This is a genomic window from Microcoleus sp. S13_C3 (genome assembly GCF_036700905.1).
Taxonomy (GTDB): domain Bacteria; phylum Cyanobacteriota; class Cyanobacteriia; order Cyanobacteriales; family Microcoleaceae; genus Microcoleus.
Genome location: NZ_JAUBPT010000069.1, coordinates 11,856 through 33,271 on the forward strand (window position 1 = coordinate 11,856; position 21,416 = coordinate 33,271).

Genomic DNA, 21,416 nt, shown 5'->3' on the forward strand with positions numbered 1-21,416 from the left:
CGGGACGCCCGTGCCACGGGGAAGCACAGGCGGGACGCCCGTGCCACGGGGAAGCACAGGCGGGACGCCCGTGCCACGGGGAAGCACAGGCGGGACGCCCGTGCCACAGATATGATTGGGATTTGTCTGGTTCAAGTTGGCGTTTATCTGGGGTGGAAGAAGATGATTAAATCTAGGATTCCTGTGGCTTTGACTGTGGCGGGTTCTGATAGTGGCGGCGGGGCCGGGATTCAGGCGGATTTGCGGACTTTTGCGTTTCACTGCGTGCACGGTACGAGTGCTTTGACTTGCGTGACGGCTCAAAATACTTTGGGGGTGACGCGGGTGGATGCTTTGTCTGCTGAGGCTGTGGCGGCTCAAATTGAGGCGGTGGTTGGGGATATTGGGGTGGATGCGGTTAAAACTGGGATGCTGCTGAATCGGGAAATTATGGCGGCGGTGGCTTCACAGGTAAAAGCTTTGGGAATAGGGAGTTTGGTTGTCGATCCGGTGATGGTTTCACGATCGGGCGATCGATTGATTGATGACGGGGCGATCGCATTTTTGCGGGATGTTTTGATTCCAATGGCTGCTGTCGTGACTCCCAATCGGTTTGAGGCGACTATTTTGAGCGGTTTGCAGATTGTTTCTCTAGACGATATGCGATCGGCGGCGCAACAGATTTACCGTTTGGGTGCGAAAGCTGTTTTGGTGAAAGGCGGTGGGATGGCGGGAGATTTGCGGGGAATTGATGTTTGGTTTGACGGTACGCGGTTGGATGTGTTGAAGACTGAGACTGTTGATACTGGGAATACTCACGGGACTGGTTGTACTTTGAGTGCTGCGATCGCCGCTAATTTAGCATTAGGTAAAGATTTATTGACGGCGGTGACATTGGCTAAGGATTATGTTACTACTGCTCTCAAATATGCTTTGGATATTGGGGAAGGCCAAGGGCCAGTAGGTCATTTTTTCCCGCTTTTACTGAAATAAGAAGTCATTGGTTATTGGTTATTGGTTATTGGTTATTTATTTGTTGCTCGCTTGGGCCTGCTAATAACCAATAACAACTGTCAACTGTCAACTGTCAACTGTCAAGTGTCAACAATCAGTTAATTTCTTAATTTTTCAGGCGAAAGAGCGATCGCCACCAAGTCTTCGATTTTCTTAATATTCGGATCGCCCGCTAAATAACCAATCCCTCGGTGCAAGTGCAGCCGAAATTGTTTGGCTAGAGTTTCTTTTTCTGTGCCTAAATTGTCTTGGTGACACCGCTGCTTGAGGGCAATTATCAAGATATCGGCCATGTCGCCGCCGAAGACATCCCAGCTTAATTCGACGTTGCTGTCGCTGGGAATTGGTACTGGGGATGGAATGCTGGGTTCGGCGAGCGATCGGCAAAATCCCCACCTGCATAGAATATTCCACTGATCGATTTTGGTCGATCGTTTCAGTTTTGATAGTTGGTCTTTGCCTGTTTGGGAGAGGCGGATGCGATCGAGTGGTGGTTCCATGAGTTTGAGATTGTTTGGTATATTGTAAACAGTGTTAATATTGGGGAAGCAAAGCCTCTAGATAACCCGAAATAATTAACATTTTTTTACACGGCGCGACTTGATTAAATCGGTTTTTTTTGGTATTCTTATTTTAGTAGGATTTATCCTTAATAATGGGATGGTGGCAAAAATAAAATTTTCGCAACCATCCCATTATGATATATATACTACCGCAACTCCCCAGCAAAGTCAAGGGGGTTGCGGCTATTTTTTAGCGCAAATTTTTATTCCCAGAAGTAACCTTTTTCGACGGTGGTTTGGTGTTTGGCGGAGTCGTATTTGAGGAGGTAGCTGTGGGCGATCGCCTCTAATTCTTGGAGTTTTTCGTATTCTACTTTTCTAATTTCCGTGTCGGTAGAAAGCAGGATGACTTGGTGGCTGGCCGAGGGGAAATAGCGTTCGACTAGGTTGTTTCTGTGGGAGGAGTCGAGGCGGCCCAAGGGAGTGTCGATCGCCACTGGCAATTGTCTCCCGGATACTCTAGCCAATCCCCACAAAAAGGCGATCGCCAGCAATTGTTTTTCCCCGGCAGAAAGTCGGTGTTTGGGTACCGGTTTGCCTTCTGGATCGTAAATGGAGAGGCTAAATGTTTGAGTGTCGATCGCAACTCTGTGCACGAGGTCAGTTTTGTGCAACAGGTACCGGAAACAGTCGGTAATTTCTATTTCGAGTTTGTTGAGTTTTTTGAGGGTGAGTTTTTCTTTAAAGAGTTTCAGGGTAGCTTGGGCTTTGGCGATGGAAGCGATGACGTGTTGGCTGTTTCTGATGGTGATGTATTCGCTGCTGTAGTTTTCTAGTTCTTTTTGGTTTTTGGCTAATTCTCTCTCTAATTCATCGACGCGGCGGTTGGCTGATTCCAAGGCTGCGGCTGCGATAGCGACTGCTTTTTGGGCTTTCCTGACCTCTTCTTCTAGTTTTTCGTAGGCTTCGGGGGAAGCTGCGGCTGCGAGTTCTCTGTCTGTGAAGTCAATTTCTGATTCGATGTTTTTGATTTCTTCTATTTGGTCGCGGGCTAGAATTTGCTGGGCTTTGATTTGGTAGCTAAGAAGGTTTTCTAGTTGCTGGATGCTGTTGTTGTCGGCGTTCATCCAGGGCGGGGCGTCTGTTCCGGCTTGCTGTTCTAGTTCTTGGTTTTCTTGGCGGATGAAGTCTTGAATTTTATCTAGCTGTTGGGGATTTAAGGAGATTTCTGCGATATAGTTGAGAAGGCGATCGCTTCTTTGTTTGATAAGATTTTGGGCAATCTTTGCTTGCTGCTGGCTGGCTTCTGTTTCTGCTTGAATTTTTGCTTCGGTTAGCAAGGGCGAAATTAAGGCTAGTGGTAGCGTATTTGATGCTAATTCCATCATGGATTGACGGGTTTTTTCGGCCTGATTCCTGTAGTCGTTTAGCTGTCTGTCTAGTTGACTGCGATCGGCGGCAATTTTCCCGCCTTGATAAATAAATTTGTCTGATGCTTGTTGCTGATGTTTTTGAGCTTTATCTAATTCGTTTTTAAAGCTGGCTTGTTCTTGCTTAGCTAAGTCTATTTCATCAGTAATTGTCTTAAAAGTTGCTTCGATTTTCTCTAAAGCAGCCAAGTCTTTTTTGCCAGCAATTTCTTTCCGCTTGCGGCCGGCTAATATTTCTAAATCGACGGCGAGGCGTTCTGCTAATTCTAAACCTAAAAGAGATTTAATCGCCCCGACGACAAACTCTGGCGGTGTTTCGAGTTCAGCCAGTTCTTTTACTTGTTCGCCGTCAAACAAAAATAGGTTGGATATTCCAACTGGCAAAAGGGTTTCGATGTATTCGTCCCAGGTGTTAGTAATTGCTTTGTCCGACCACCAATCGCTGACTATCTCGCTGTATATGAGAATGCTTAAGGTGTCTTTGATGTCTAATTTTTTCCAGTATCTAACTATTTTGAATTGAGTTAATTTGTCGTCTTGGACTTGTTCAAATGTTAGTTCGACACGGGTATCTTCTAATGGGGGAGTGTGGCGGTTGACGCATTGATTGAGAAAGTCGCTGTAGCTTAAATTGCCTCTGGTGGAACATTGGGCGCGGCCACCGTAGAGGGCGAGGCGAATGCCGTCCATGAGGGTGGTTTTGCCGCCGCCATTCATGCCGCCAAATAGGATGACTGGGCAGGGATTTCCGTCTTTTTCGGGGCGGAGATTGATGGTTTGGATGCCTGCATAGGGCCCGAAGTTTTTGAGGACGAGTTCGAGGAATTGCATTGTAGATGTTGTTGAGATGGGATGAAAGTTGGTGGGTGCGATCGGCGTGTCCGACAGTCCGGGGTCGATGTGTGAGTCCGAGAGTCCGACAGGGATTGAAATCCCTGTCTCATAGCTGAAGTCCTCTGAAGAGGACTGAAGTTTGTGACTGTTGAATCTGGGTTTTTAGTCGGTTTTAACCGACTTTCGCTATGAGACGGGGATTTCAATCCCCGGCGGGCTTGTGGGTAAGCCCGATCGACTCGATTGGTTGAGCGGGGTCGATCTGTGAGTCCGAGAGTCCGACAGGGATTGAAATCCCTGTCTCATAGCTGAAGTCCTCTTGAAGAGGACTGAAGTTTGTGACTGTTGAATCTGGGTTTTTAGTCGGTTTTAACTGACATCTTGCAGCAATATCAATAAGAGGATTTTTCGTGGGGTCGGGCGGGTTTATAGAACCTATTTGCAAGCTTTAAGGCTGTTGGCGAACCCGCCCCTACGGCTAATTGAGAATGGTGCAATATCTCAGTTTTAACCGACTTTCGCTATGAGACGGGGATTTCAATCCCCGGCGGGCTTGTGGGTAAGCCCGATCGACTCGATTGGTCGATCGGGGTCGATGTGTGAGTCCCCCAGTACGACAGGGATTGAAATCCCTGTCTCATAGCTGAAGTCCTCTTGAAGAGGACTGAAATCGGCCATCGTTGAATTTCGCCCTTCAGTCGGTTTTAACCGACTTTTGCTATGAGACGGGGATTTCAATCACTCCTAGGATCTGGATGTAAACGCAATAGCTGGAGAACCCGCGAGTCCGAGAGTCGGCCAATGTTTTTCAATTAATTCTCTGCCGAATTCGGGTGCCACCGGGTGGGTGGATGGTCTTGCTCCGTAATTTGTTCTAAATGCGAATTGGTGGTTTTTTGCAAGTGATGTTCCTTTTGATTTATCACATAAGCGACTGCTGAGTCTAGTTGTTTTTGTCCTAAAGAAAATACTCCGTATCCTTCTTGCCATGAAAATTTATTGGGATTTTGCAAAGTTTGATTGAGATAACGGCTGCTGCTACCTTTAATATTTTTAACGAATTCAGCGATCGATTGGGTCGGAGGAATGGAAACTATTAAGTGGATGTGATTTTCTGTGCCGCCGATCGCATGAAGGATGCAATTGAGGGAGTCTGCTTTGCCGATGATATAAGAGTAAAGTTCGGTTTCTTTTGCGGCAGAGATGAGAGGCTGTCGCTCTTTTGTTGCCCAAACTAAATGATAGTACAGCCGCCACATTGCCATAAAGATTTTTCCTCCTAATTTTTTAGGTTAATTTATCATTTTGTGACCAAATCCGAGAGTGCGATCGGGGTCGATCGGCGAGTCCGACGATCCGACAGTCCCCCAGTACGACAGGGATTTCAATCCCTGTCTCATAGCTGAAGTCCTCTTAAAGAGGACTGAAATCGACGATCGTTTGATTTGGTTCTTCAGTCGGTTTTAACCGACTTTGGCTATGAGACGGGGATTTCAATCCCCGGCGGGCTTGTGGGTAAGCCCAATCTTGCAGAGGACAATCGGGGTCGAGAGTGCGATCGGGGTCGAGAGTGCGAGTCCCCGAGTACGACAGGGATTGAAATCCCTGTCTCATAGCTGAAGTCCTCTTTAAGAGGACTGAAAGCGGCGATGGTTTGATTTGGTTCTTCAGTCGGTTTTAACCGACTTTCGCTATGAGACGGGGATTTCAATCACTCCTAGGATCTTCGGGTTAGCCCGAGGCCCCAAAGCCCGATCGCCCGATCGACATTATTGACCTAATCTTTGCTATTTTCCTCTCCTGAATTGGGCGGTGAAAATTTAATATCCGCCCAAGATAGCTGTCTGCTTTGATTGCTGTTGCTTTCCAGTTCTTCTTTAAGTTTGGCAATATCAACGGTATCATTTTTGGCGGAACTGTTGGTTTGGGCGATCGCATCTTTGAATTGCTGAATTTTTTCCGTCGGATTTGTTTTAATATCTTCCACCGCTTTTTTTAAATTGCGTTGATAGTGGGCGTTGCCAATCGCTTCTTCCTTCGATCGCGAACTGGTTTCAAAGCACTTGTCCAAATCGGCGTAAATGCCTGTACGGCGGGGTTTCGTGTAGTATTGGCGTTCTGTATCAAGGAGTTTTGCCATCAATTCGAGGTGCATTTTGTCCTCGCTGCAAATCTCTTCGATCGCAGTCCATTCATCGCTACCGAGGAGTTTTCTTTCGGCGGCGGGACGGGAATCTTCAAAAGGTTCGCCCGTGACTTCTTCGTAAATCCGGGGTAAAGAGTCGTCGAATTCGTGCTTTTCTTCCAGCCAAATGCGGCGGATTTCGCTAAGTTCTTCTGGGGTAATTAAGGTGATGTCGCGCATTTCTAGGGGTGCGGTTTTGCGGATGTGGGTTTGTGCTTCCAAGACTCGTCTCAGCCAGTGTTCTCGCCAGAATTTGGTGTAGGGCCCTGGGATGGGTTCGACGGAGGTTGTGTCGTCGCCCATGTTGCGTTCAAACAGTTCTACTCTACCGTAGATGCGGCGGAAGTCTCTTTTTGGGCGATCGTCTTTTATATCTAATTCGTTACGAATATCGAGAAGAGGCTGCATCCATTCTTTTTCCTCATCATTTTGAATCATTGCCTCCATAGATTTATCTTTGTCAACCATTGTACATACCCAGCACCCAAAGCGAGAATCGCCGCAGCTAGGGGTAGAAGTATCGACAACTAAAGGACATTCATTGTCTGCTGTTGCACCTCGATACATGGCAAATAAATCTTTATTGTTATTTCCCCAAGGATTGTCCCACTGCATTAGATACAGCCAAACTTCATCATCACGCCAATCCTCAATAGGGGTATAAATTAAAGAGTTAGGTAAGCGACCATTAGGACTGAGACGATCGCGCAATCTACCTGCTTCATACTTTTTCATTGTTGCTGCACGTTTGCTGCTTTCAGCCTTGCGAGTACCCAAAACAACAATAGTTTCACCATGTACTCGAACTAAATCTCGGATAAATTGATTTACAGGCTGAATTTTCAGCCTATCTGTACACCACCGAAATCCATTGCGAGGCGCTGGATAGCCTTTACCAATTAAGCATACCCAGAATGTTTCTTTCACCTCTGGATGAAGCAGATGCGGGGAAACAGGCATTTTTTGCTCTTGAGCAAGTATCTTGAGCTTAGTTAAAGATTTACGTACCCAAGTCGAAATAATAGGATTTTCAGCGAAAGTATCCGTTGTAATTACATGGATCGTTTTTGTGCGTTTTTCGACCGGAAGTGCTGCGATTGCGTTCCAGATAAGCTGCAATACTGCGGTGCTATCTTTCCCGCCACTCCAACCGATTAACCAAGGTATAGCGTCTGAGCAGTATAATTCTTGAATTTCTTTAGTTAGCTCTTTTATCTCATCGAGTAACTCCTTAACTGTTCGCGGCGCAAATAATGACATCTGCTGAATTTCTATCACGTTTTAAAACTCCTATCTTGCTATTTTTTCAGTTTTATGATACAATCTGCTTGTTTGCTAGCATACTGATCCATGTGTCTTTGTTATTGGCCTTTTTGCACAATAGCATCCCTGGTTCACGTACCCTCAAAAAAGTTATAATAATTAAATAAGCTTTTACCCCCATTATGTCTGAAAACAACTACCCAGAGACTGATTCAAGCCAGAAACTTGAGGATGTTCTAGAGCCTTACTTTGCCAAGTATCACCGTCAGAAGTGTTATCCAGGGCTAACTTTTCAGCAGGGGAAGCGGAAGATGGTGCAAATAAATATCCCGGCTGATGACTTGCCTACCCTCCTCCAGGCCAAACCATCAACTGGCAACGATCCTGATTCTGGTAAAAACCGCCCAGAGATAAAGGGTCATGCTGAGGAAGTAAAACAATATATTCTTAAACGCGCTAGAAACGATCAACCCTGGATTTTGGGGACACTGACAGCAAATGTCGATCCAGAAAAGATTGACATTATAGAACTAGGTCGGGGGATTTGTCTAGTAGTTATTCATCGTGGTGTTAAGTTAGATATTACTGATGGACAGCATCGCAAGCGCGCTATTCACGAGTTAATTGAAAGTGCTGACGGCGAGTTAATAGGTGATAATGATTTCCCTATTACATTGGTTTTAGAGGAAGACTTTAACCAGTGTCAGGCGGATTTTCGAGATATGGCGCAGACAAGACAACTTGATAAATCCTTACTTTTGTCATTCGGTGAGTTTGAAGGTAGGGTTGGTATTACCAAAAACTTGCTTGAAAAAGTTTTAATGTTTCATGGAAAAACAGATAAAATCAAAACTAATCCCGACAGTAAAAGGAAACTTATATACACAACTAATTTTATAGCAAAATTGGTGAGTTGTGCGTTTACTGACGGCCCAAATGAGGAACTCACAGATTATGACGTTGCTGAATCCTCAAGTATTCTGGCTAGATGTCTTAACAATTTATTTTCCGAATGTAGTCAGACTAGACATATTTGTGAAACCAGCGTTGAAAATTTGACAGTTGAAGATGTGAATCATTTTAAGGAATACTGTATCTTAGGTAGAAGTGTAGGGCTAGAAGTTTTAGGTCGGTTGCTATACTATACCTATGACACAGATAGCAGCCAAGATTTTGATCCTGAAAAAGTATCGGAATTGGCACAACTGGATTGGTCTAGACAAAGCCATATTTGGGAGGGAAATGTTGTTTTATCTAACTCCAACCCTAATAATCCAAGAGCCTCCTATAAAATAACAGCAAGTGCTAGTGCTGTAAAAATGGCGGTCGAGGCTGCAAAAGCCGAGTTAGGATGGATTTAACTAATATTATCGGCGTTCATCTGCGTGCATCTGCGGTTCTCAAATCCATCCCATCCGCAAACTAAATATGTCCTACAGCGACTTCAAAACCATCGACCAAGCCGTCTCAACCCTGGATCTAACCGTTGAAGACATTCCCCACTTATTCAGCCAAATTACCCCCCTCGCACCTTCAGAACGCCTCACACAAACTCTAGACGAAGCTTTAGACTTAGCCTCAAGTATCAGCACGGAAAAAGCTCGCTCGGAATTAATCATCACTCCCATTCTACTAGAAATACGGCGCACTTTTAACAACAAAATTGGCTACTTTTCCGGCAACACATTTAACGTAGAAGAGAGCAAAGGATTAACCGGGGCTTGTGACTTTCTCCTCAGCGCATCGAGCAATCAATCATTGGTGACAGCCCCAGTCTTGACATTGGTGGAAGCCAAAGACAACGATATTAGAATAGGATTGGGACAGTGTGCGGCTCAGATGGCAGCAGCTCAAATATTTAATGCCCGCAAAGGGCAAGAACAATCCGCAATTTATGGAGCAGTTTCAACTGGTACAAACTGGAAATTCCTAATTCTAGAAAATCAGTTGTTAAAAATTGATTTGACTGAATATTTTATTACTCAGCTAGACCAAATATTGGGCATTCTTGCAGAACCATTCAGACGCTATTTTAATTAGCCTAGTTTTTGGCGGCATTTTGGCGCAATTACAAAGGTGGCACGGGCGTCCCGCCTGTGCTGTATCTACGGGCGTCCCGCCTGTGCTGCATTTGCGGTTTCCAAACCTAACCGCTTTTTCAAATAATCAGTCATCCAACTAACACTCGCCCTCGACTTAGAAATCCCCCCTTTCAACAAAATCCCACCCTCCCAATCAGGATTAGAAATCGACCAATCAACCTGCTGCAAAAGGCTCAAATGTTCCTCCCAACTCTCAGGAAAAACCGACAGCAAAGCCGCCCCAACTTCCCCCAAACTCTCAAGCACAACACTGTGACAGTGCACGCAATCCCGGCGCATTTCCCCCGCCGCCACTTGCTTGTGCAGAACTAATTGCCAATCTGGGATAAAACTGCAAACCGCATTCCAATAACTAACCGCCAGTTGTATTTTTTGAGCAAGTTCTTCCTCTTTCTGTTCTTTTTTGGTGCGAGAACCAGAGAGTTTTGCCTGTTCGCTGCCGTGAATATTAGACAGCAAAGCCATGATAGCACGATCGATCGCACTCAGCGCAAACAATTTGTGCGATCGCCCGTTCAAACTCCCCTTCTCCATCTCAGTCAAACACCGGAAAACCTCAACCTGCTTAACAACCGCCTTCACCACAAAAGCGCCATCGTCCCGGTGGTTGTAAAGTAGACTGAGTGAGGCCTCCAAAGGAACTTGAAAACCGTTCAAATCAGCAAACATCTGCTGCGATTTTTCCAACCCAATATCCAGAAACAAAATCAGCGCCACCGTCTCATATCCCAACTGCGGATTTTCCCTCAAAGCCATCTCAAAAGCCGCCCGGCGATGCTGTCCGTCATTAATAGTAAACTTAGCATCCATCGGCACCCGCAAGCGACCGATTTTCCGTTCCTCCGCCTCATTTCCAACTGCTTCAAAAGTAATATCCGCATCAATCGAAGCAGCAATTGCCCCACAAGTATAATTTGTAGGATTCTTAACAAAATACTCAGCAATTTCGGGAATCCTAGCTTTGTTAAGCGCGCGTTTCCCCCGCATAGAAGGCGGCAAATCTTCAGATTCAAAGGGAAACAATTTCGGCAAAAAACGCACCGGACACATCGACACGTAATATTCGCGGCCCGCTTGAATTCCCCGAATTACCGGCAAAATGTATTCAAAGGAAGGAGTAGACATATTTTAGAATGGGGCATTGGGAATGGGGCATTGGGAATGGGGCATTGGGAATGGGGCATGGGGCATTGGGCATGGGGCATGGGGCATGGGGCATTGGGCATGGGGCATGGGGCAGTGGGCATGGGGCATTGGGCATGGGGCATGGGGCATTAATAGCTATTGACTTTTGGCAAATTTTATGGTATTCAGGTGGGCTAGTAGGGCATAAATTAAGTATTTCACAAGGTTTTTTTAAAAACAAGTGTTGACATAAAGTTTAATATATGATATTTTTTGAAAAAATAGCCTAATTATCTAAAAACCGCCGATGAACACCAACCCAGCGGATGACCTCGCTATAAAGATTTTAGAAAAAGAAAATAGCGACAGACAGGAAATCGCACTTTTATTAGATAATTATTTAGGAAAGGACGATCGCATTTTCGTACAAAAAACCCAGATGGGAAACAGCGAAGCATACATCGGTTCAGTCACCCTAGAATGGTTAGACTCTCGCGTCCGTTTCGCCTCCCAAATGCCGCTTTTCCGCCAAAAATTTGACCTCCAAACCAACAACATCGTCCGCGACGACGAAACCATTGACGAAATTATCCAGCGTCCCTTAGATTGGTCGCGCCAAGCCACCCTCACTCAATATTTAGCAGCCCGAAAATCGCACAAATTCCCCGCAGTTTTAGTAGTCGTCAGTCCCCCGTGGGTAGATAATCCTTTAGCCGAGGAATGGGATAAGAATGGCGTAGCAACCAAATCCGCGACTGAATTTACATCCTTTGATAAAAACGAGAACTTAGGGCTTTTGAATGTTTCTCAAAAAGTCTCCATTTTTGCCTTAGACGGCCAGCATCGGCTGATGGGAGTTCAAGGTTTAATGAGTTTAATTAAAACCGGAATCCTGCAAAGATACAACAAAAATAAAAAACCTGTCGGCGCTGCAATTACTCTAGAAGATTTAGCAGAAGAGTATCAAATCGACCCCGAAACAGTGTATAAATTAGCTCACGAAAAAATCGGGATTGAGTTTATCCCGGCGGCGGTAGCGGGGGAAACGCGACAGCAAGCACAACGGCGCGTGCGATCGATCTTTGTGCACGTTAACCTAATGGCCGTAACGCTGAGTCAGGGCCAGCTAGCATTATTAAACGAGGATAACGGATTTGCGATTTGCGCCCGCAAAATTGCCGTCACCCATCCCTTATTAAAAGAACAAGATGACAGAAACCCCCGCGTCAATTGGGACAGCGCGACAGTCGCAGCCAAATCAACTGTGTTAACCACATTGCAAGCGCTGCAAGATATGTCCGAACGGTATTTAGAATACAAATTCCCTCATTGGAAGCCGGAACGAAAAGGTTTAATTCCCATGCGTCCCGAAGATGAAGAACTAAAAGAGGGAATTGAAGAGTTTAAAAAATTGTTCGATCATTTAGCAACTTTACCCAGCTATCAAAGAATTGAAAGCGGCGAAGAAACGGCCGAATTGCGCCGATTTAGTTTTGAAAAGCCAGGGGGCGAGGGAAATATTTTGTTCCGTCCCGTCGGTCAAATTGCTTTAGCTAATGCTTTGGGAATTCTAGTATTTAGAAAGAAACTTTCCCTGAAATCTATTTTCGACAAACTCCGCAGGTACGATGTCGATGAAGGATTTAGCCACATGGACAATCCTGAGTCTGCGTGGTACGGGATTTTGTACGATCCGAACAAAAAGCGAATGCTAGTTTCTGGAAAGGATTTAGCGACGAAGTTAATTGTATATTTGGTGGGGGGAATTCAGGACGATATGGATCGAGCTCATTTGCGGCAAGCGGTGGCCCAAGCGAGGACTTTTGAGGATAAAGCTATTAGTTTTAACGGCCGATTTGTGCAGCCGCAAGAGGTAGGATTGCCACCAGTGCTTAGCTAAGTTTTTATTATATCCGAGTTTACAACTCGTTTATTCTTTAGTCCGCGAAGGCGGACTTCGTTCGTGTAGAAGCGGTTTCAACCGCCGAATCTTTTGAGGGTAAAGCTACTTTACCGTCTTCTGAAGCGCAATCCGAAGACTGTTGAGGATATCTTCTTTAGATAGCTCTTCTTCGTGTTCTTGAAACAGTTGGCGCAGCGATTCTAAAATCAGGGTTTCAATGGGCAGGTTGAGTTGGCTAGCTTTCTCAAGAAGTTGCTGTTCTAGGCGATCGGTAATGGTGAGGTTAATTTGCATGGGTGTGCCTATCAATTTTATTATATTGCTAACTATTGCCATTTCTTGCCATTTCTAACTTGCGGCGAATTGCGGCTTGAACTTTCTCATCAAAATCTGGATCGCCGGGACTTGCAATAATCCTCAGCGGATGCTGATTGATTCTGTCTAAGTACGCCTGAAAAGCGGCTCGATTTCCACGATGTTTAAGAAAATACTGTTTCAATTCAGTATTCGACATAGCGTTATAGTTAACTTGGCTCATCAGCAAACTCCCCATTGGGTAAAATTTGGAACTCAAGCTCTTCATCGTACCCAGCCAATATGTATACGTTACGAGTGCGATCGTCAACACAAATCAGATGTATAGGCTGAAGCATCGTGTATGTCAGTTGATAACTGATGCGATATAAACTCTCTAGCTGGGCAGCAGTAGGCATTTGTCAATCACTCAACCTAATACTTATCTTAACATATAGCTCAAGGAAAGTTGTATATTTATATTATCACTTTTAGCAACTTTTGTCTATAAAACACTACTACCGCTCGATACTGTACCCAAGTTTACCTCTCAATTTATATACATTATACCGCTTTATTTCAACAAAATAAGTTCGGCTCCTACAGGCAAATGATCGGACTCGGTTGCCTCCAAAACCGAACTCGATTTAGCACCCCAATGCTTTGAATACCAAATATAATCAATCCGGCAAACGGGATAATTTAATCTCCAATTCGACCTTTTTACCAATAACTTAAGTTCCCAACCGTGAGGCCAGGTAAAACCCAACCCAAATCCCGATTTTCGGAAAGAATCTTGCATGACTTTCTGCACCCTGTCATAGTCTTGAGTTTCATCTGTCATATTAAAATCGCCCGCGACGATTACTGGCAGAGTTTCTCGCTCAACTCGCTGCACTAAGTCTTGAATTTCAGGCGCTCGTTTGCCATATTTGTAAACTGGAATTTGGAGAAAACGCCCGATTCTATATCTCTTAAACCACGGCCCGGTAGCTTGCATATTGTAAATCACTACTTCTTGTTCGTTAAATTTAATGATTGCCCGTTGCTGCGTTTCTGGATGGCCGGCTAAGTGCAGTATTTCGCTGGATACAATCGGATATTTACTGAGAATTCCTACAGGGGGAGTGCCAATTTGATAGGGGTAGTCTGCTTTTAACCAGGTGAAAGCTCTTTCGGTATGTTTCCTAACGATTTCTTGTAAAAATATAATATCGGGTTTTTGCTGCTGAATCAGTTTAACTAAAGTAGGTGACTGAGTTGCATGCCAACCGACGTTATGGGATAAAATTTTGAGACTGGGCTGCGAATTTGTAAGATTTATTGGTGCGGGGGAAAAGTATTTGACCTGCAGCCAACTTATTAAGATAATGCAGGCGATCGCAGAAATAATAGTGAACCATCTTTTTTGGATAATTGACAATCCGATGATGGGAAGCAAAAAAGTTGGGAATAAAATTAAGGGGCTAAAAGTGCTAATTAAGGCAATAATTCCTATTCTATCCCAAAAAATTAATTTGAGAATGAAATAGCAGATAATGAATCCTGAGTAGCTGTAAGCGAAAATTTTTGCAAATTCCTTGAGTCCTTTCTTTACGATCTCTGCTAGTACATACTTCATTGGGAACCTATTAAAATAAGAACTTGCTTAAATCGAATTCTTCATTTGACCGATGTTGGTTGTCTCTTTCAGAAATCAAAACTAACAACAGGCGATCGGTATAATCCGCCGCACCCCGCAACTCTTCGCGCAAAATTTCCAGTCCCCCATTAGCATATTCTTCAAAAATTTGCAAGCGTTCTGCTTCCAATTGTTCGTCGAGATGGGAGAGAATTTGAGGATTTTTGGTTTCGGCGATCGCAATTAATTTAATCGCCATATCGTAGCCCCTCGATACAAAGATATCAACATCGATCGCCCCTGGTTCTCGTTTAGAAATTTCCCCCAAAGGCGATCGTTTTTTCCGCTGTTTTCCCAAGGATGCGGCGAAGGCGATGACATCGGCGTAAGTCTGGAAAGGGCCAGTGTGGTTATCCGATAAAGTTAATGATTTGACTAACTCCGCTTTATCTTTAGCAATTCTAATTTTGTTAGCAGCCATTGTCATAATATCTAGTTTCTAACTATTATAAATCTCGCCAATATCCAACACTGGGCCCAGGGCCACTTCACAATGTCCGCAACAACATAATTTTTTGTGCAAAACCTCCTCTTGCTTCCCGCCGCTTCATTTGTTCCGCCAAAAGTCGATCGCCCGAAATGCCAAAACTCGCCATCACCGCATCTATCACCTCATACAAATCCGCCAATTCCGCCACCAAATCTTCCTCGTGGGCTTCTGCCGCTTCCCCCGCTTCTTCAATCAATTTCTGCAGCAAAGCTTGACGGTATTCTGCCTCCGACAAAATTACCACCTCGCATTCATTCCCGCTTTGGCGAATAATTTCAGGAATGCGATCGCGCACCAACTTATGATACTCTTTTTCCACGTCAAACTCCTTTCAACCTTGACTAAAAGTTTGAATCAACCAGCGATTAATTTCCCCATCATCTTCTGTTTGACTCCGGTTTAAAGCTTCCTCAACTAACCGGATTTCCAGCCCCGGTAAAACCCGCGACTCTTGAATTCTCCCGCTACCTCCGCCATTAATCGCAAACGCAAAAACCTCCCGCGTGTTCGCACTTTCAACCCAATATTCACTAATTCCTGCATTTTCGTAAAGCAACCGCTTACTGCCTAAATCATCGTTAAAAGAAGAAGCATCAATTTCTATTACCAAATTAGGCGGATCGTATTCATCCAAATCAACAGGTGAATTGCTGTCATTAGGAGGAACTCTCAAATCTGAACCAATGTAGTAAGCTAAATCAGGTTGAAACTCGCCGATACCCGCTTTGCGAAAACTGGTGTTAGTAAACTGAACTACTCGGATATTTCTCAATGTTGCAAACAGAATAACTACACAGGCCATAATTGAATTTTGACGCCCGTGCAATGGCCCTACTGGTGACATTTCTACCCTCATGTGTTCTTGATAGTAATAAAACTTGCCCTTTTCCCATTCTGAATCCTCAGCAAAATTTAGAAACTCTTCCCACGTCGCCTTCACCCAAATATCCGTTTCCAAAGCCTGCGTAATTGCCGAATTAGAAGTCATACTCCACCTCTACAATTTCCGTATATTCAAATTCATTGGGACTGCGCTTAACTAAAGGATAGCGCGTCCCGCCAAGTTCGATCGCATCTTCTTCACAATCAGCTTTCGGAGAATTGTACACCAGCACGTATTCCCTGCCAATGCAACTTTCCATCTCTTGAGCAACTTCTCCGCGCCACTGAGTTTTTGTTACCAAAACTACCAATTGATTCGCCAACTTCGGCAGCTTATTCGCGATTTGCTTGCGATAAATCTCGTCCAAACTCCCAAATGGAGAATCCATCACAATTGGAAAGGTACTGCTATCCGGGCCCATCAAAGTATTTTTTTGACTCCACTCCCGCACGCCTTCAATAATCCCGCCGATAAACGACAAACTGAGAATTTGATTTTCTCCCGTAGAAGCGGCAACCAATGATTCTTTTCCAGAGGTATTTTCTACTAGCGTCAGTTCGTATTTATCGCTCAACTTGGGGATATAAGGAGTAAAAGAAATTTGACTGAAAATATCTTGCACTCGCTTTTCCAACTGAGAACAAAACTGTTTTTCTAAGCGATCTCGCACTTCAGTTAGGCGATCGATCGCATCCTGAGTCGCAGCAATCCGGCGCTGGGCTAATACTTGCCTTTGCTCATTCAGTTGCTGCTTATCGATTTGCTTGTCCAGATTGGCGATCGAAGCCTTCAAACTCTCAATCTGCTGGTGGTTAGAGCCTGTTTCCCGGTGCAAATCGCCAATTTTTGCCTCAATTTCATCCAAGCGCTTTTGCAAGCGACTGACATCCTCGTCAGGAAAATTTCGCAGCTTGTTGTGAATATCGTCTAGCTGATTTTCCACGCGAGAAAGTTCGGTTCTGTCACGGCTGATATTGCCTTGGTGTCGGTCAATTTCCTCCCAAAAATCAGCCACTTGTTTATCAATTTCATTTACCCGATCGCTAATCCGAATAGTTGTTTCTTCCACATCGCCCACACCCGCTTTATCAATCCAACCGCTAACCTGTTGGCGAGATTCAGAACCCTCCACTAATTCCGCACCGCAGATACACCGCTGCTGCGCTAATAACTCTTCCAAAAACGGCCGCTGAATCCCCGAAAGCAAGGAGCCGCCTTCCCGTAAACCCCCGACAATCACTTCAAATTCAGCCGCCGCATCCGACAGAAATACCGCGTAACCGCGCACAGAAATTGCTCGTTTTAGAGCATCTGTAGCCTGTACAATTTGTTGCTTCAATAAATCTCGTTGCTTTTGCAATTCGTCTCGCAAGTTTTGTAAATCCGCAGCACCGCTAAGTTCCAACAAGTTACCATTAACTGCTTTCTTTAATTCCCCTTGGTGCGCCAATTCCCGCTCTATTTCTACTTGTCGGCTCGAAAGTTGCTCAGCTTCTTGCTCAAATTTTTGCTTATCTTTTAAAAGTTTCTTCGTTTCAGCATTGCCAATTATATTTAAATCTGTCTCTAGAGATTTTTTTGCTTCTCCTAAATGCCGGATCGATCTATTCAAGACTTCCACCCCCAGCAACTCCTTAGTAGCTTCCGCAATTTCTGCCTTCTTGTCATAGCGGACAATTTGCTCGATTCGCTCCCCGTCAAAAAAGAAATATTTATGTAAACTTTCTGGCAAAATCCGCCCGATAATATCATCGGGATGCTGATCCGGCTTCAGCCAGAGACCGTTATCTTTTGCTACATTCAGAAACAATTCAGCCTTACCATGTTCGACAGTGTTTTCACTTTTATAAGCACGACAAATGCGTCTTGCTTGGTAGCGTGTGCTGTCGTGTTCAAACACAATTTCCGCCCAACAACCTACGGCTTTTCCCATTTCCGCCTCAGCCAGAGCGCGCTTGTTTACTAATTGTTCTTCCGCCGCAAAAGCCGCGCTAAATCTTCCGTAAAGTACCCACGTAAAGGCATTCATCAAGGCAGTTTTCCCGGCGCCGTTATTACCGTGAATTACTGTAATATTTTCCCTGCCCCAAGCTAGTTTCATTTCGGGGCTTTTGCCGTAAAATTGACGAAAGTTGCACAGAGTAATTGAGATTAACTTCATACAATTGCTTCCTTAATAATTTTTAAAATGTCATCGTTAATGTGGCGGGGAGCTCTCATGTACAACTTATCTTTTTCAATTTCCAATACCCGCTCAATAATTTGTCGGACTTCGGGCGGCGCGCTAGTAATTGGTTGCTGTACGTCGCTGAATTCCTGATGAGTTTGATAAGCAGAACGATTTTCTGCTAAAATAGTTGTCGGTACGGATGCGATCGCACTATCTTCATATCTAAATGCCATAATCAGATTTTCATGCAGATTTTCAGTCATTTTTTTTCAAATATTAAAAACTAGCAACTCAAACTGCGATCGAATAATTCTCTATTCTCAAACATAAACCGAACCTTAATAAATGTCAAATGTCTAATAGCCCGTAACGCCTCTGAATTTGCAACAATTTCACTCTAGCTTCCCCAGCATTGTCAGCTAAATCGGCAAATTCCAAGAACCGCTTCAACTCTTTTCGCAGCAAATTGCGCTCGACTTCTAAGGTTTCTCTGCCCAAATCAGGAGGCAAAACTATCATGTCAAATAAAGTTGCCCTTTCCTTCCCCGGATGTGGCCGCAAAATGCGTCCCCGGCGCTGAATAAACTGGCGCGGATTGCTGCTGCTTGCTAAAATTACAGCATTGCGAATTGCAGGGATATCCACGCCTTCATCCAAACACCGAATCGCTACCAAACCTTGCAATTCTCCACTCTCAAATTGCTGACGCAATCGTTCTCTTTCTGCTAAAGGAGTTGCCGCAGTATAAGTGTTAACTCGGTAGCCTAATTCTGAACCCAATAACTTCGCGGTTTCTGTTAGTTGGCGGTTGTTATTTCGGCGCGCACCTCCTTCGATCGCACCGTCGCCGCAGTAAAATAAAGTGTGGGCTGTATCGAGACGGTGAATCATTAATTCTCGCAACGCTGCTAATTTATTAGCCGCCGCTCCAATTAACCGAGCTCGCTGCATTAATAAAGTTGTTAAAGCATCGTTTTCTTCTACTTTTTCATCACCCCAAAGCGCCCAGCCAATCTTTTGAGTTAAGCGGGAATATTTGCGGGTTTCGGCTTCGGTCAATTCTACTAAAATTGGATAGTATAAATAATGTACTAAGGCTTTTTGGCGGATGGCATCGGCTAAGGTGAGTTCCGGCTGCAAAACCGGGCCGAAATAATCTAAAATAGCTTCGGTTCCTTGTTCGTCGAAATGCCTTTCTGGGGTAGCGGAAAGGGCGAGTCGCAGTCCAATATTGCGTGGCAAACTTTCTCCTAGACGCGGCGCGCCTAAGTTGTGAACTTCGTCTCCAATAATCAGGGTTTTTTCTGGGAAATAGCGCAGTTGCGATCGCAAACTATCTCCCATTAAGGTAGCATTAGTAGTGATGATGGTGAGAAATGCTCGCTCGCCAGATCGCACTTCATACAAACCCGCAGCCAGCTTATTTTGCCAACTGCGGGCGCTATCAAAAGCCAAAATAGGTTTTAAACCAAATTTCTCCGATTCCCGCGCCCACTGATTCACCAGGTGGCAGTAAGGGCAAATTACGAGTAGGACTTGCAGGTTAATTTTATTGTATAATTCAGTGGCGATCGCCAGCGCAGTAATCGTCTTGCCACTACCCGTCGCCATCTTCAGCGTACCGCGTCCCTGATTCGCAAACCAATTAGCAACCGCCACTCGCTGATACTGTCGCAATTGCAGCGATGGCGGCATCTTCGGAAACCCAAATTGCGAATTATTAGCCGTTGAGCGATTCACCTTTAAATGCCGTTAGATGCAAAATTACCCTGACTCAACTGTAACTCATTTCTAATTAAAACTTAACAACTCAAACAAATTTGTCGCCGACAATTGCAAATCCGACAGCACATCCAGTACAGGTAAAATATCTTCATTCTCTTTAATCTCAGGTTCCTGCTGCGGTTTAAAAACAATTACCAATTCTTCTTCCGGGTCAATCAGCCAACCTAATTTAGTATGATTCTTGAGGCAAAACAGAATCTTCTTAATCACGCGAGTTGAACTTTGATCCGGCGATAAAATCTCAATTATCCAATCTGGAGCAATTTCAAACCTATTTTCAATTTCTCCCTGAGAATTTAGAGGAATGCGCGACCACTCAAATACTGCTAAATCTGGAACAACAGCACATCCCCCAAAAGTGCAGCGCAATTGGGGAAAAGCAAAAGCTAACTTTTGCGGTTTGCCAACTCGATTAATAACAGATGGAAACTCGAATTGTAACGTACTGTGTTTTCCTTGGGGCATAGCTTTTTGAGAAATTTGACCGTCAACATACTCGCTAGCCGGCTTAGTCTCTGGCAATAGCAGAAACTCTTCCAGAGAAATCTTTGACGGAGACTGAATTGACGTTACCATAAGCCATTAACCCCTCAACAAATCAACTCCGCCATTAAAAATCTGCATCGCCGTCTGTTTCCCAATCCGCACAACTCTCCGATTCCACACCGGTAGGGTGCATCGCACAAACCAACAAATTCCCCCCGTAAACTTGACCGTGATAGTTGCGACAACCGCGACAAGCCGGCTGCTGCGTCGGCGAAGGATCAACATAAGTCACCATCGACAAATCTATCTCATCAAATTGCGGGTCGAAGTCGCGGTAAATTTCAATTATCGGTTCGATAAATTCATTAAATAAACCGTCAAATTCATTGAAATAACCGTCAATGTCGTTAATCAGATTATTTTGTACTTGTTCTGTAAACTCTTCCGACATTTTTGCCAAAACGTCCAGCATTTCGACAAACTCTTCGCCCATTTCGCTGAAAAAATGCTCTACTTCAGAAACAGCATTTTCCATTACTCCGAAAAAATCTTTAGACCAATCTTCCATGAATTTGACAGTTGGCTATTACAAAATATTTTACAGACAAGTGCAGCCAGCCTCATGCGAAGCGATCGCACCTACTTTCAATTCTATTACCTATTGCCTGATATCCGTCCACATCTGACAGGGCAGATATTCAAAAAGGGAACTCAAGAGTATTATCCTGAGTTCCCTTCATGCTTTACTGAGCGACCTTTTTGCTGCTTAATCCCGCTTCAGCCGCCGCAATTCCTCTTGTAAATTCTGCACCTGTTCCCGGAGCTTGTCTACGCCGCCTGTCTCCTTAGCATCTTTTGCCGAGACATCTTCTTCCTCAGAAACAATTTCAATCCGCCGAGGTTCAGCGGGTTTTTCGTTCCCAGCCGCGGCTACGGGGGGCTGCTGCTGAGCCTGTTGCACCATATCATCAACAAAGCGACGAGCTTCTTCCGTGGACATCTCGCCCCGCTTCACCAATTCGTCTGCCAGCTTTTGGGCTTCAGTGCGTAATTCAGTTAACTTGCTGCCAGCTTTTTCACCAGCGTAGGAAGCTAGCCCGACACCAAGGTACACTGCTTTTTGTAAAATATCTCCGAAACCAGGCATAGGAGCTACACCTCATAAAACTGGGTGAACCGGAGACCACGCCTATTACAAGCATCCCGTGTTGCTGCTACCTTCCGGTCCTGACAAGATTTGGGCGTTGGAATCGCGTGGGTCCAGTTCATTTCTGAGTATAACACAGTTA

24 protein-coding genes and 1 other RNA gene are annotated in these 21,416 nt (G+C 44.7%); 5 read left to right on the forward strand and 20 right to left on the reverse strand.

What is annotated here, in order from left to right:
* Window positions 1–162 precede the first annotated feature (162 nt).
* Window positions 163–972, forward strand: coding sequence for a bifunctional hydroxymethylpyrimidine kinase/phosphomethylpyrimidine kinase (thiD, locus tag QUA16_RS19220; protein WP_333105252.1), 810 nt, complete (start codon window positions 163–165; stop codon window positions 970–972).
* A gap of 119 nt (window positions 973–1,091) precedes the next feature.
* Here the strand turns inward: thiD and dndE are convergent, their stop codons facing one another.
* The 5 genes from dndE to dndC form a co-directional block, all read right to left on the reverse strand.
* Entirely contained in the window at window positions 1,092–1,493 is a 402-nt protein-coding gene (gene dndE, locus QUA16_RS19225; RefSeq protein WP_172191399.1) for a DNA sulfur modification protein DndE, read from the reverse strand.
* 266 nt (window positions 1,494–1,759) lie between these two features.
* Window positions 1,760–3,757 carry a DNA sulfur modification protein DndD gene (dndD, locus tag QUA16_RS19230; RefSeq protein WP_333105244.1) on the reverse strand — a complete coding sequence of 666 codons (1,998 nt, stop codon included), beginning with the start codon at window positions 3,755–3,757 and terminating at the stop codon, window positions 1,760–1,762.
* A gap of 815 nt (window positions 3,758–4,572) precedes the next feature.
* The gene (gene tnpA, locus QUA16_RS19235) at window positions 4,573–5,025 is read right to left on the reverse strand and encodes an IS200/IS605 family transposase (RefSeq protein ID WP_333105243.1); all 453 of its coding nucleotides are present in this window, start codon (window positions 5,023–5,025) and stop codon (window positions 4,573–4,575) included.
* A 148-nt stretch (window positions 5,026–5,173) separates the two neighbouring features.
* The gene (locus QUA16_RS19240) at window positions 5,174–5,374 is read right to left on the reverse strand and encodes a hypothetical protein (RefSeq protein ID WP_333105242.1); all 201 of its coding nucleotides are present in this window, start codon (window positions 5,372–5,374) and stop codon (window positions 5,174–5,176) included.
* A 163-nt stretch (window positions 5,375–5,537) separates the two neighbouring features.
* Entirely contained in the window at window positions 5,538–7,223 is a 1,686-nt protein-coding gene (dndC, locus tag QUA16_RS19245; RefSeq protein ID WP_333181296.1) for a DNA phosphorothioation system sulfurtransferase DndC, read from the reverse strand.
* 167 nt (window positions 7,224–7,390) lie between these two features.
* Between dndC and QUA16_RS19250 the strand changes: the two genes are divergently transcribed.
* Both QUA16_RS19250 and QUA16_RS19255 read left to right on the forward strand, forming a co-directional pair.
* A complete protein-coding gene (locus QUA16_RS19250) occupies window positions 7,391–8,569 on the forward strand; it encodes a DNA sulfur modification protein DndB (RefSeq protein WP_333105239.1) in 1,179 nt (392 codons plus the stop codon).
* 67 nt (window positions 8,570–8,636) lie between these two features.
* Window positions 8,637–9,248, forward strand: coding sequence for a hypothetical protein (locus QUA16_RS19255; protein ID WP_333105238.1), 612 nt, complete (start codon window positions 8,637–8,639; stop codon window positions 9,246–9,248).
* A gap of 65 nt (window positions 9,249–9,313) precedes the next feature.
* Here QUA16_RS19255 and dndB read toward each other — a convergent pair whose 3' ends face one another.
* Complete coding sequence (gene dndB, locus QUA16_RS19260) at window positions 9,314–10,435, reverse strand: DNA sulfur modification protein DndB (protein WP_333105237.1); 1,122 nt, start codon at window positions 10,433–10,435, stop codon at window positions 9,314–9,316.
* Between the two features lie 22 nt (window positions 10,436–10,457).
* On the opposite strand from dndB, the gene QUA16_RS19265 reads away from it, so the two are divergent.
* Both QUA16_RS19265 and QUA16_RS19270 read left to right on the forward strand, forming a co-directional pair.
* The gene (locus QUA16_RS19265; protein WP_333105236.1) at window positions 10,458–10,598 is read left to right on the forward strand and encodes a hypothetical protein; all 141 of its coding nucleotides are present in this window, start codon (window positions 10,458–10,460) and stop codon (window positions 10,596–10,598) included.
* A 144-nt stretch (window positions 10,599–10,742) separates the two neighbouring features.
* Complete coding sequence (locus QUA16_RS19270) at window positions 10,743–12,335, forward strand: DGQHR domain-containing protein (RefSeq protein ID WP_333105235.1); 1,593 nt, start codon at window positions 10,743–10,745, stop codon at window positions 12,333–12,335.
* A 105-nt stretch (window positions 12,336–12,440) separates the two neighbouring features.
* Here the strand turns inward: QUA16_RS19270 and QUA16_RS19275 are convergent, their stop codons facing one another.
* The 14 genes from QUA16_RS19275 to ffs form a co-directional block, all read right to left on the reverse strand.
* The gene (locus QUA16_RS19275; RefSeq protein WP_333181297.1) at window positions 12,441–12,632 is read right to left on the reverse strand and encodes a hypothetical protein; all 192 of its coding nucleotides are present in this window, start codon (window positions 12,630–12,632) and stop codon (window positions 12,441–12,443) included.
* A gap of 28 nt (window positions 12,633–12,660) precedes the next feature.
* Window positions 12,661–12,852 (reverse strand): DUF6887 family protein, encoded by a 192-nt coding sequence (locus QUA16_RS19280; protein ID WP_333181298.1) that lies wholly within the window; start codon window positions 12,850–12,852, stop codon window positions 12,661–12,663.
* Window positions 12,853–12,862: 10 nt separating this feature from the next.
* Window positions 12,863–13,051: a DUF6888 family protein gene (locus QUA16_RS19285; RefSeq protein ID WP_333077086.1), complete on the reverse strand. Its 189-nt coding sequence runs from the start codon at window positions 13,049–13,051 to the stop codon at window positions 12,863–12,865.
* Window positions 13,052–13,206: 155 nt separating this feature from the next.
* Window positions 13,207–14,253, reverse strand: coding sequence for an endonuclease/exonuclease/phosphatase family protein (locus QUA16_RS19290; RefSeq protein ID WP_333105230.1), 1,047 nt, complete (start codon window positions 14,251–14,253; stop codon window positions 13,207–13,209).
* Window positions 14,254–14,263: 10 nt separating this feature from the next.
* Window positions 14,264–14,734 (reverse strand): DNA phosphorothioation-associated protein 4, encoded by a 471-nt coding sequence (locus tag QUA16_RS19295; protein ID WP_333105229.1) that lies wholly within the window; start codon window positions 14,732–14,734, stop codon window positions 14,264–14,266.
* Window positions 14,735–14,801: 67 nt separating this feature from the next.
* A complete protein-coding gene (locus tag QUA16_RS19300; RefSeq protein ID WP_333105227.1) occupies window positions 14,802–15,122 on the reverse strand; it encodes a nucleoside triphosphate pyrophosphohydrolase in 321 nt (106 codons plus the stop codon).
* A 12-nt stretch (window positions 15,123–15,134) separates the two neighbouring features.
* Window positions 15,135–15,791 (reverse strand): Uma2 family endonuclease, encoded by a 657-nt coding sequence (locus QUA16_RS19305; protein WP_333105226.1) that lies wholly within the window; start codon window positions 15,789–15,791, stop codon window positions 15,135–15,137.
* Window positions 15,781–17,847, reverse strand: coding sequence for an AAA family ATPase (locus QUA16_RS19310; RefSeq protein WP_333105225.1), 2,067 nt, complete (start codon window positions 17,845–17,847; stop codon window positions 15,781–15,783). The genes QUA16_RS19305 and QUA16_RS19310 overlap by 11 nt, the downstream gene beginning before the upstream one ends.
* Window positions 17,844–18,119, reverse strand: a complete 276-nt coding sequence (locus QUA16_RS19315; RefSeq protein ID WP_333105224.1) for a hypothetical protein — start codon at window positions 18,117–18,119, stop codon at window positions 17,844–17,846. The genes QUA16_RS19310 and QUA16_RS19315 overlap by 4 nt, the downstream gene beginning before the upstream one ends.
* 85 nt (window positions 18,120–18,204) lie before the next feature.
* Window positions 18,205–19,551, reverse strand: a complete 1,347-nt coding sequence (locus QUA16_RS19320) for a DNA phosphorothioation system restriction enzyme (RefSeq protein WP_333105223.1) — start codon at window positions 19,549–19,551, stop codon at window positions 18,205–18,207.
* A gap of 96 nt (window positions 19,552–19,647) precedes the next feature.
* On the reverse strand, window positions 19,648–20,217 hold the full coding sequence (locus QUA16_RS19325) for a Uma2 family endonuclease (protein WP_333105222.1): 570 nt from the start codon (window positions 20,215–20,217) through the stop codon (window positions 19,648–19,650).
* 34 nt (window positions 20,218–20,251) lie between these two features.
* A complete protein-coding gene (locus QUA16_RS19330) occupies window positions 20,252–20,695 on the reverse strand; it encodes a hypothetical protein (protein WP_333105221.1) in 444 nt (147 codons plus the stop codon).
* Window positions 20,696–20,893: 198 nt separating this feature from the next.
* Window positions 20,894–21,274, reverse strand: coding sequence for a phasin-related domain-containing protein (locus tag QUA16_RS19335; protein ID WP_333105219.1), 381 nt, complete (start codon window positions 21,272–21,274; stop codon window positions 20,894–20,896).
* A gap of 23 nt (window positions 21,275–21,297) precedes the next feature.
* Window positions 21,298–21,394: signal recognition particle sRNA small type (gene ffs, locus QUA16_RS19340), an RNA gene on the reverse strand.
* Between the last annotated feature and the right edge of the window lie 22 nt (window positions 21,395–21,416).

Bases quoted from the DNA above. Each gene is read 5' to 3' on its own strand.
- QUA16_RS19275 (WP_333181297.1), bottom strand. From the start codon at position 12,632: ATGCAAATTAACCTCACCATTACCGATCGCCTAGAACAGCAACTTCTT.
- tnpA (WP_333105243.1), bottom strand. From the start codon at position 5,025: ATGGCAATGTGGCGGCTGTACTATCATTTAGTTTGGGCAACAAAAGAG.
- QUA16_RS19325 (WP_333105222.1), bottom strand. From the start codon at position 20,217: ATGGTAACGTCAATTCAGTCTCCGTCAAAGATTTCTCTGGAAGAGTTT.
- QUA16_RS19265 (WP_333105236.1), top strand. From the start codon at position 10,458: ATGGGGCATTGGGAATGGGGCATTGGGAATGGGGCATGGGGCATTGGG.
- QUA16_RS19315 (WP_333105224.1), bottom strand. From the start codon at position 18,119: ATGACTGAAAATCTGCATGAAAATCTGATTATGGCATTTAGATATGAA.
- QUA16_RS19240 (WP_333105242.1), bottom strand. From the start codon at position 5,374: ATGAGACAGGGATTTCAATCCCTGTCGTACTCGGGGACTCGCACTCTC.
- dndE (WP_172191399.1), bottom strand. From the start codon at position 1,493: ATGGAACCACCACTCGATCGCATCCGCCTCTCCCAAACAGGCAAAGAC.
- QUA16_RS19330 (WP_333105221.1), bottom strand. From the start codon at position 20,695: ATGGAAGATTGGTCTAAAGATTTTTTCGGAGTAATGGAAAATGCTGTT.
- dndD (WP_333105244.1), bottom strand. From the start codon at position 3,757: ATGCAATTCCTCGAACTCGTCCTCAAAAACTTCGGGCCCTATGCAGGC.
- dndB (WP_333105237.1), bottom strand. From the start codon at position 10,435: ATGTCTACTCCTTCCTTTGAATACATTTTGCCGGTAATTCGGGGAATT.
- QUA16_RS19270 (WP_333105235.1), top strand. From the start codon at position 10,743: ATGAACACCAACCCAGCGGATGACCTCGCTATAAAGATTTTAGAAAAA.
- QUA16_RS19250 (WP_333105239.1), top strand. From the start codon at position 7,391: ATGTCTGAAAACAACTACCCAGAGACTGATTCAAGCCAGAAACTTGAG.
- QUA16_RS19290 (WP_333105230.1), bottom strand. From the start codon at position 14,253: ATGAAGTATGTACTAGCAGAGATCGTAAAGAAAGGACTCAAGGAATTT.
- QUA16_RS19255 (WP_333105238.1), top strand. From the start codon at position 8,637: ATGTCCTACAGCGACTTCAAAACCATCGACCAAGCCGTCTCAACCCTG.
- QUA16_RS19335 (WP_333105219.1), bottom strand. From the start codon at position 21,274: ATGCCTGGTTTCGGAGATATTTTACAAAAAGCAGTGTACCTTGGTGTC.
- QUA16_RS19285 (WP_333077086.1), bottom strand. From the start codon at position 13,051: ATGCCTACTGCTGCCCAGCTAGAGAGTTTATATCGCATCAGTTATCAA.
- QUA16_RS19295 (WP_333105229.1), bottom strand. From the start codon at position 14,734: ATGGCTGCTAACAAAATTAGAATTGCTAAAGATAAAGCGGAGTTAGTC.
- thiD (WP_333105252.1), top strand. From the start codon at position 163: ATGATTAAATCTAGGATTCCTGTGGCTTTGACTGTGGCGGGTTCTGAT.
- QUA16_RS19320 (WP_333105223.1), bottom strand. From the start codon at position 19,551: ATGCCGCCATCGCTGCAATTGCGACAGTATCAGCGAGTGGCGGTTGCT.
- QUA16_RS19305 (WP_333105226.1), bottom strand. From the start codon at position 15,791: ATGACTTCTAATTCGGCAATTACGCAGGCTTTGGAAACGGATATTTGG.
- QUA16_RS19280 (WP_333181298.1), bottom strand. From the start codon at position 12,852: ATGTCGAATACTGAATTGAAACAGTATTTTCTTAAACATCGTGGAAAT.
- QUA16_RS19310 (WP_333105225.1), bottom strand. From the start codon at position 17,847: ATGAAGTTAATCTCAATTACTCTGTGCAACTTTCGTCAATTTTACGGC.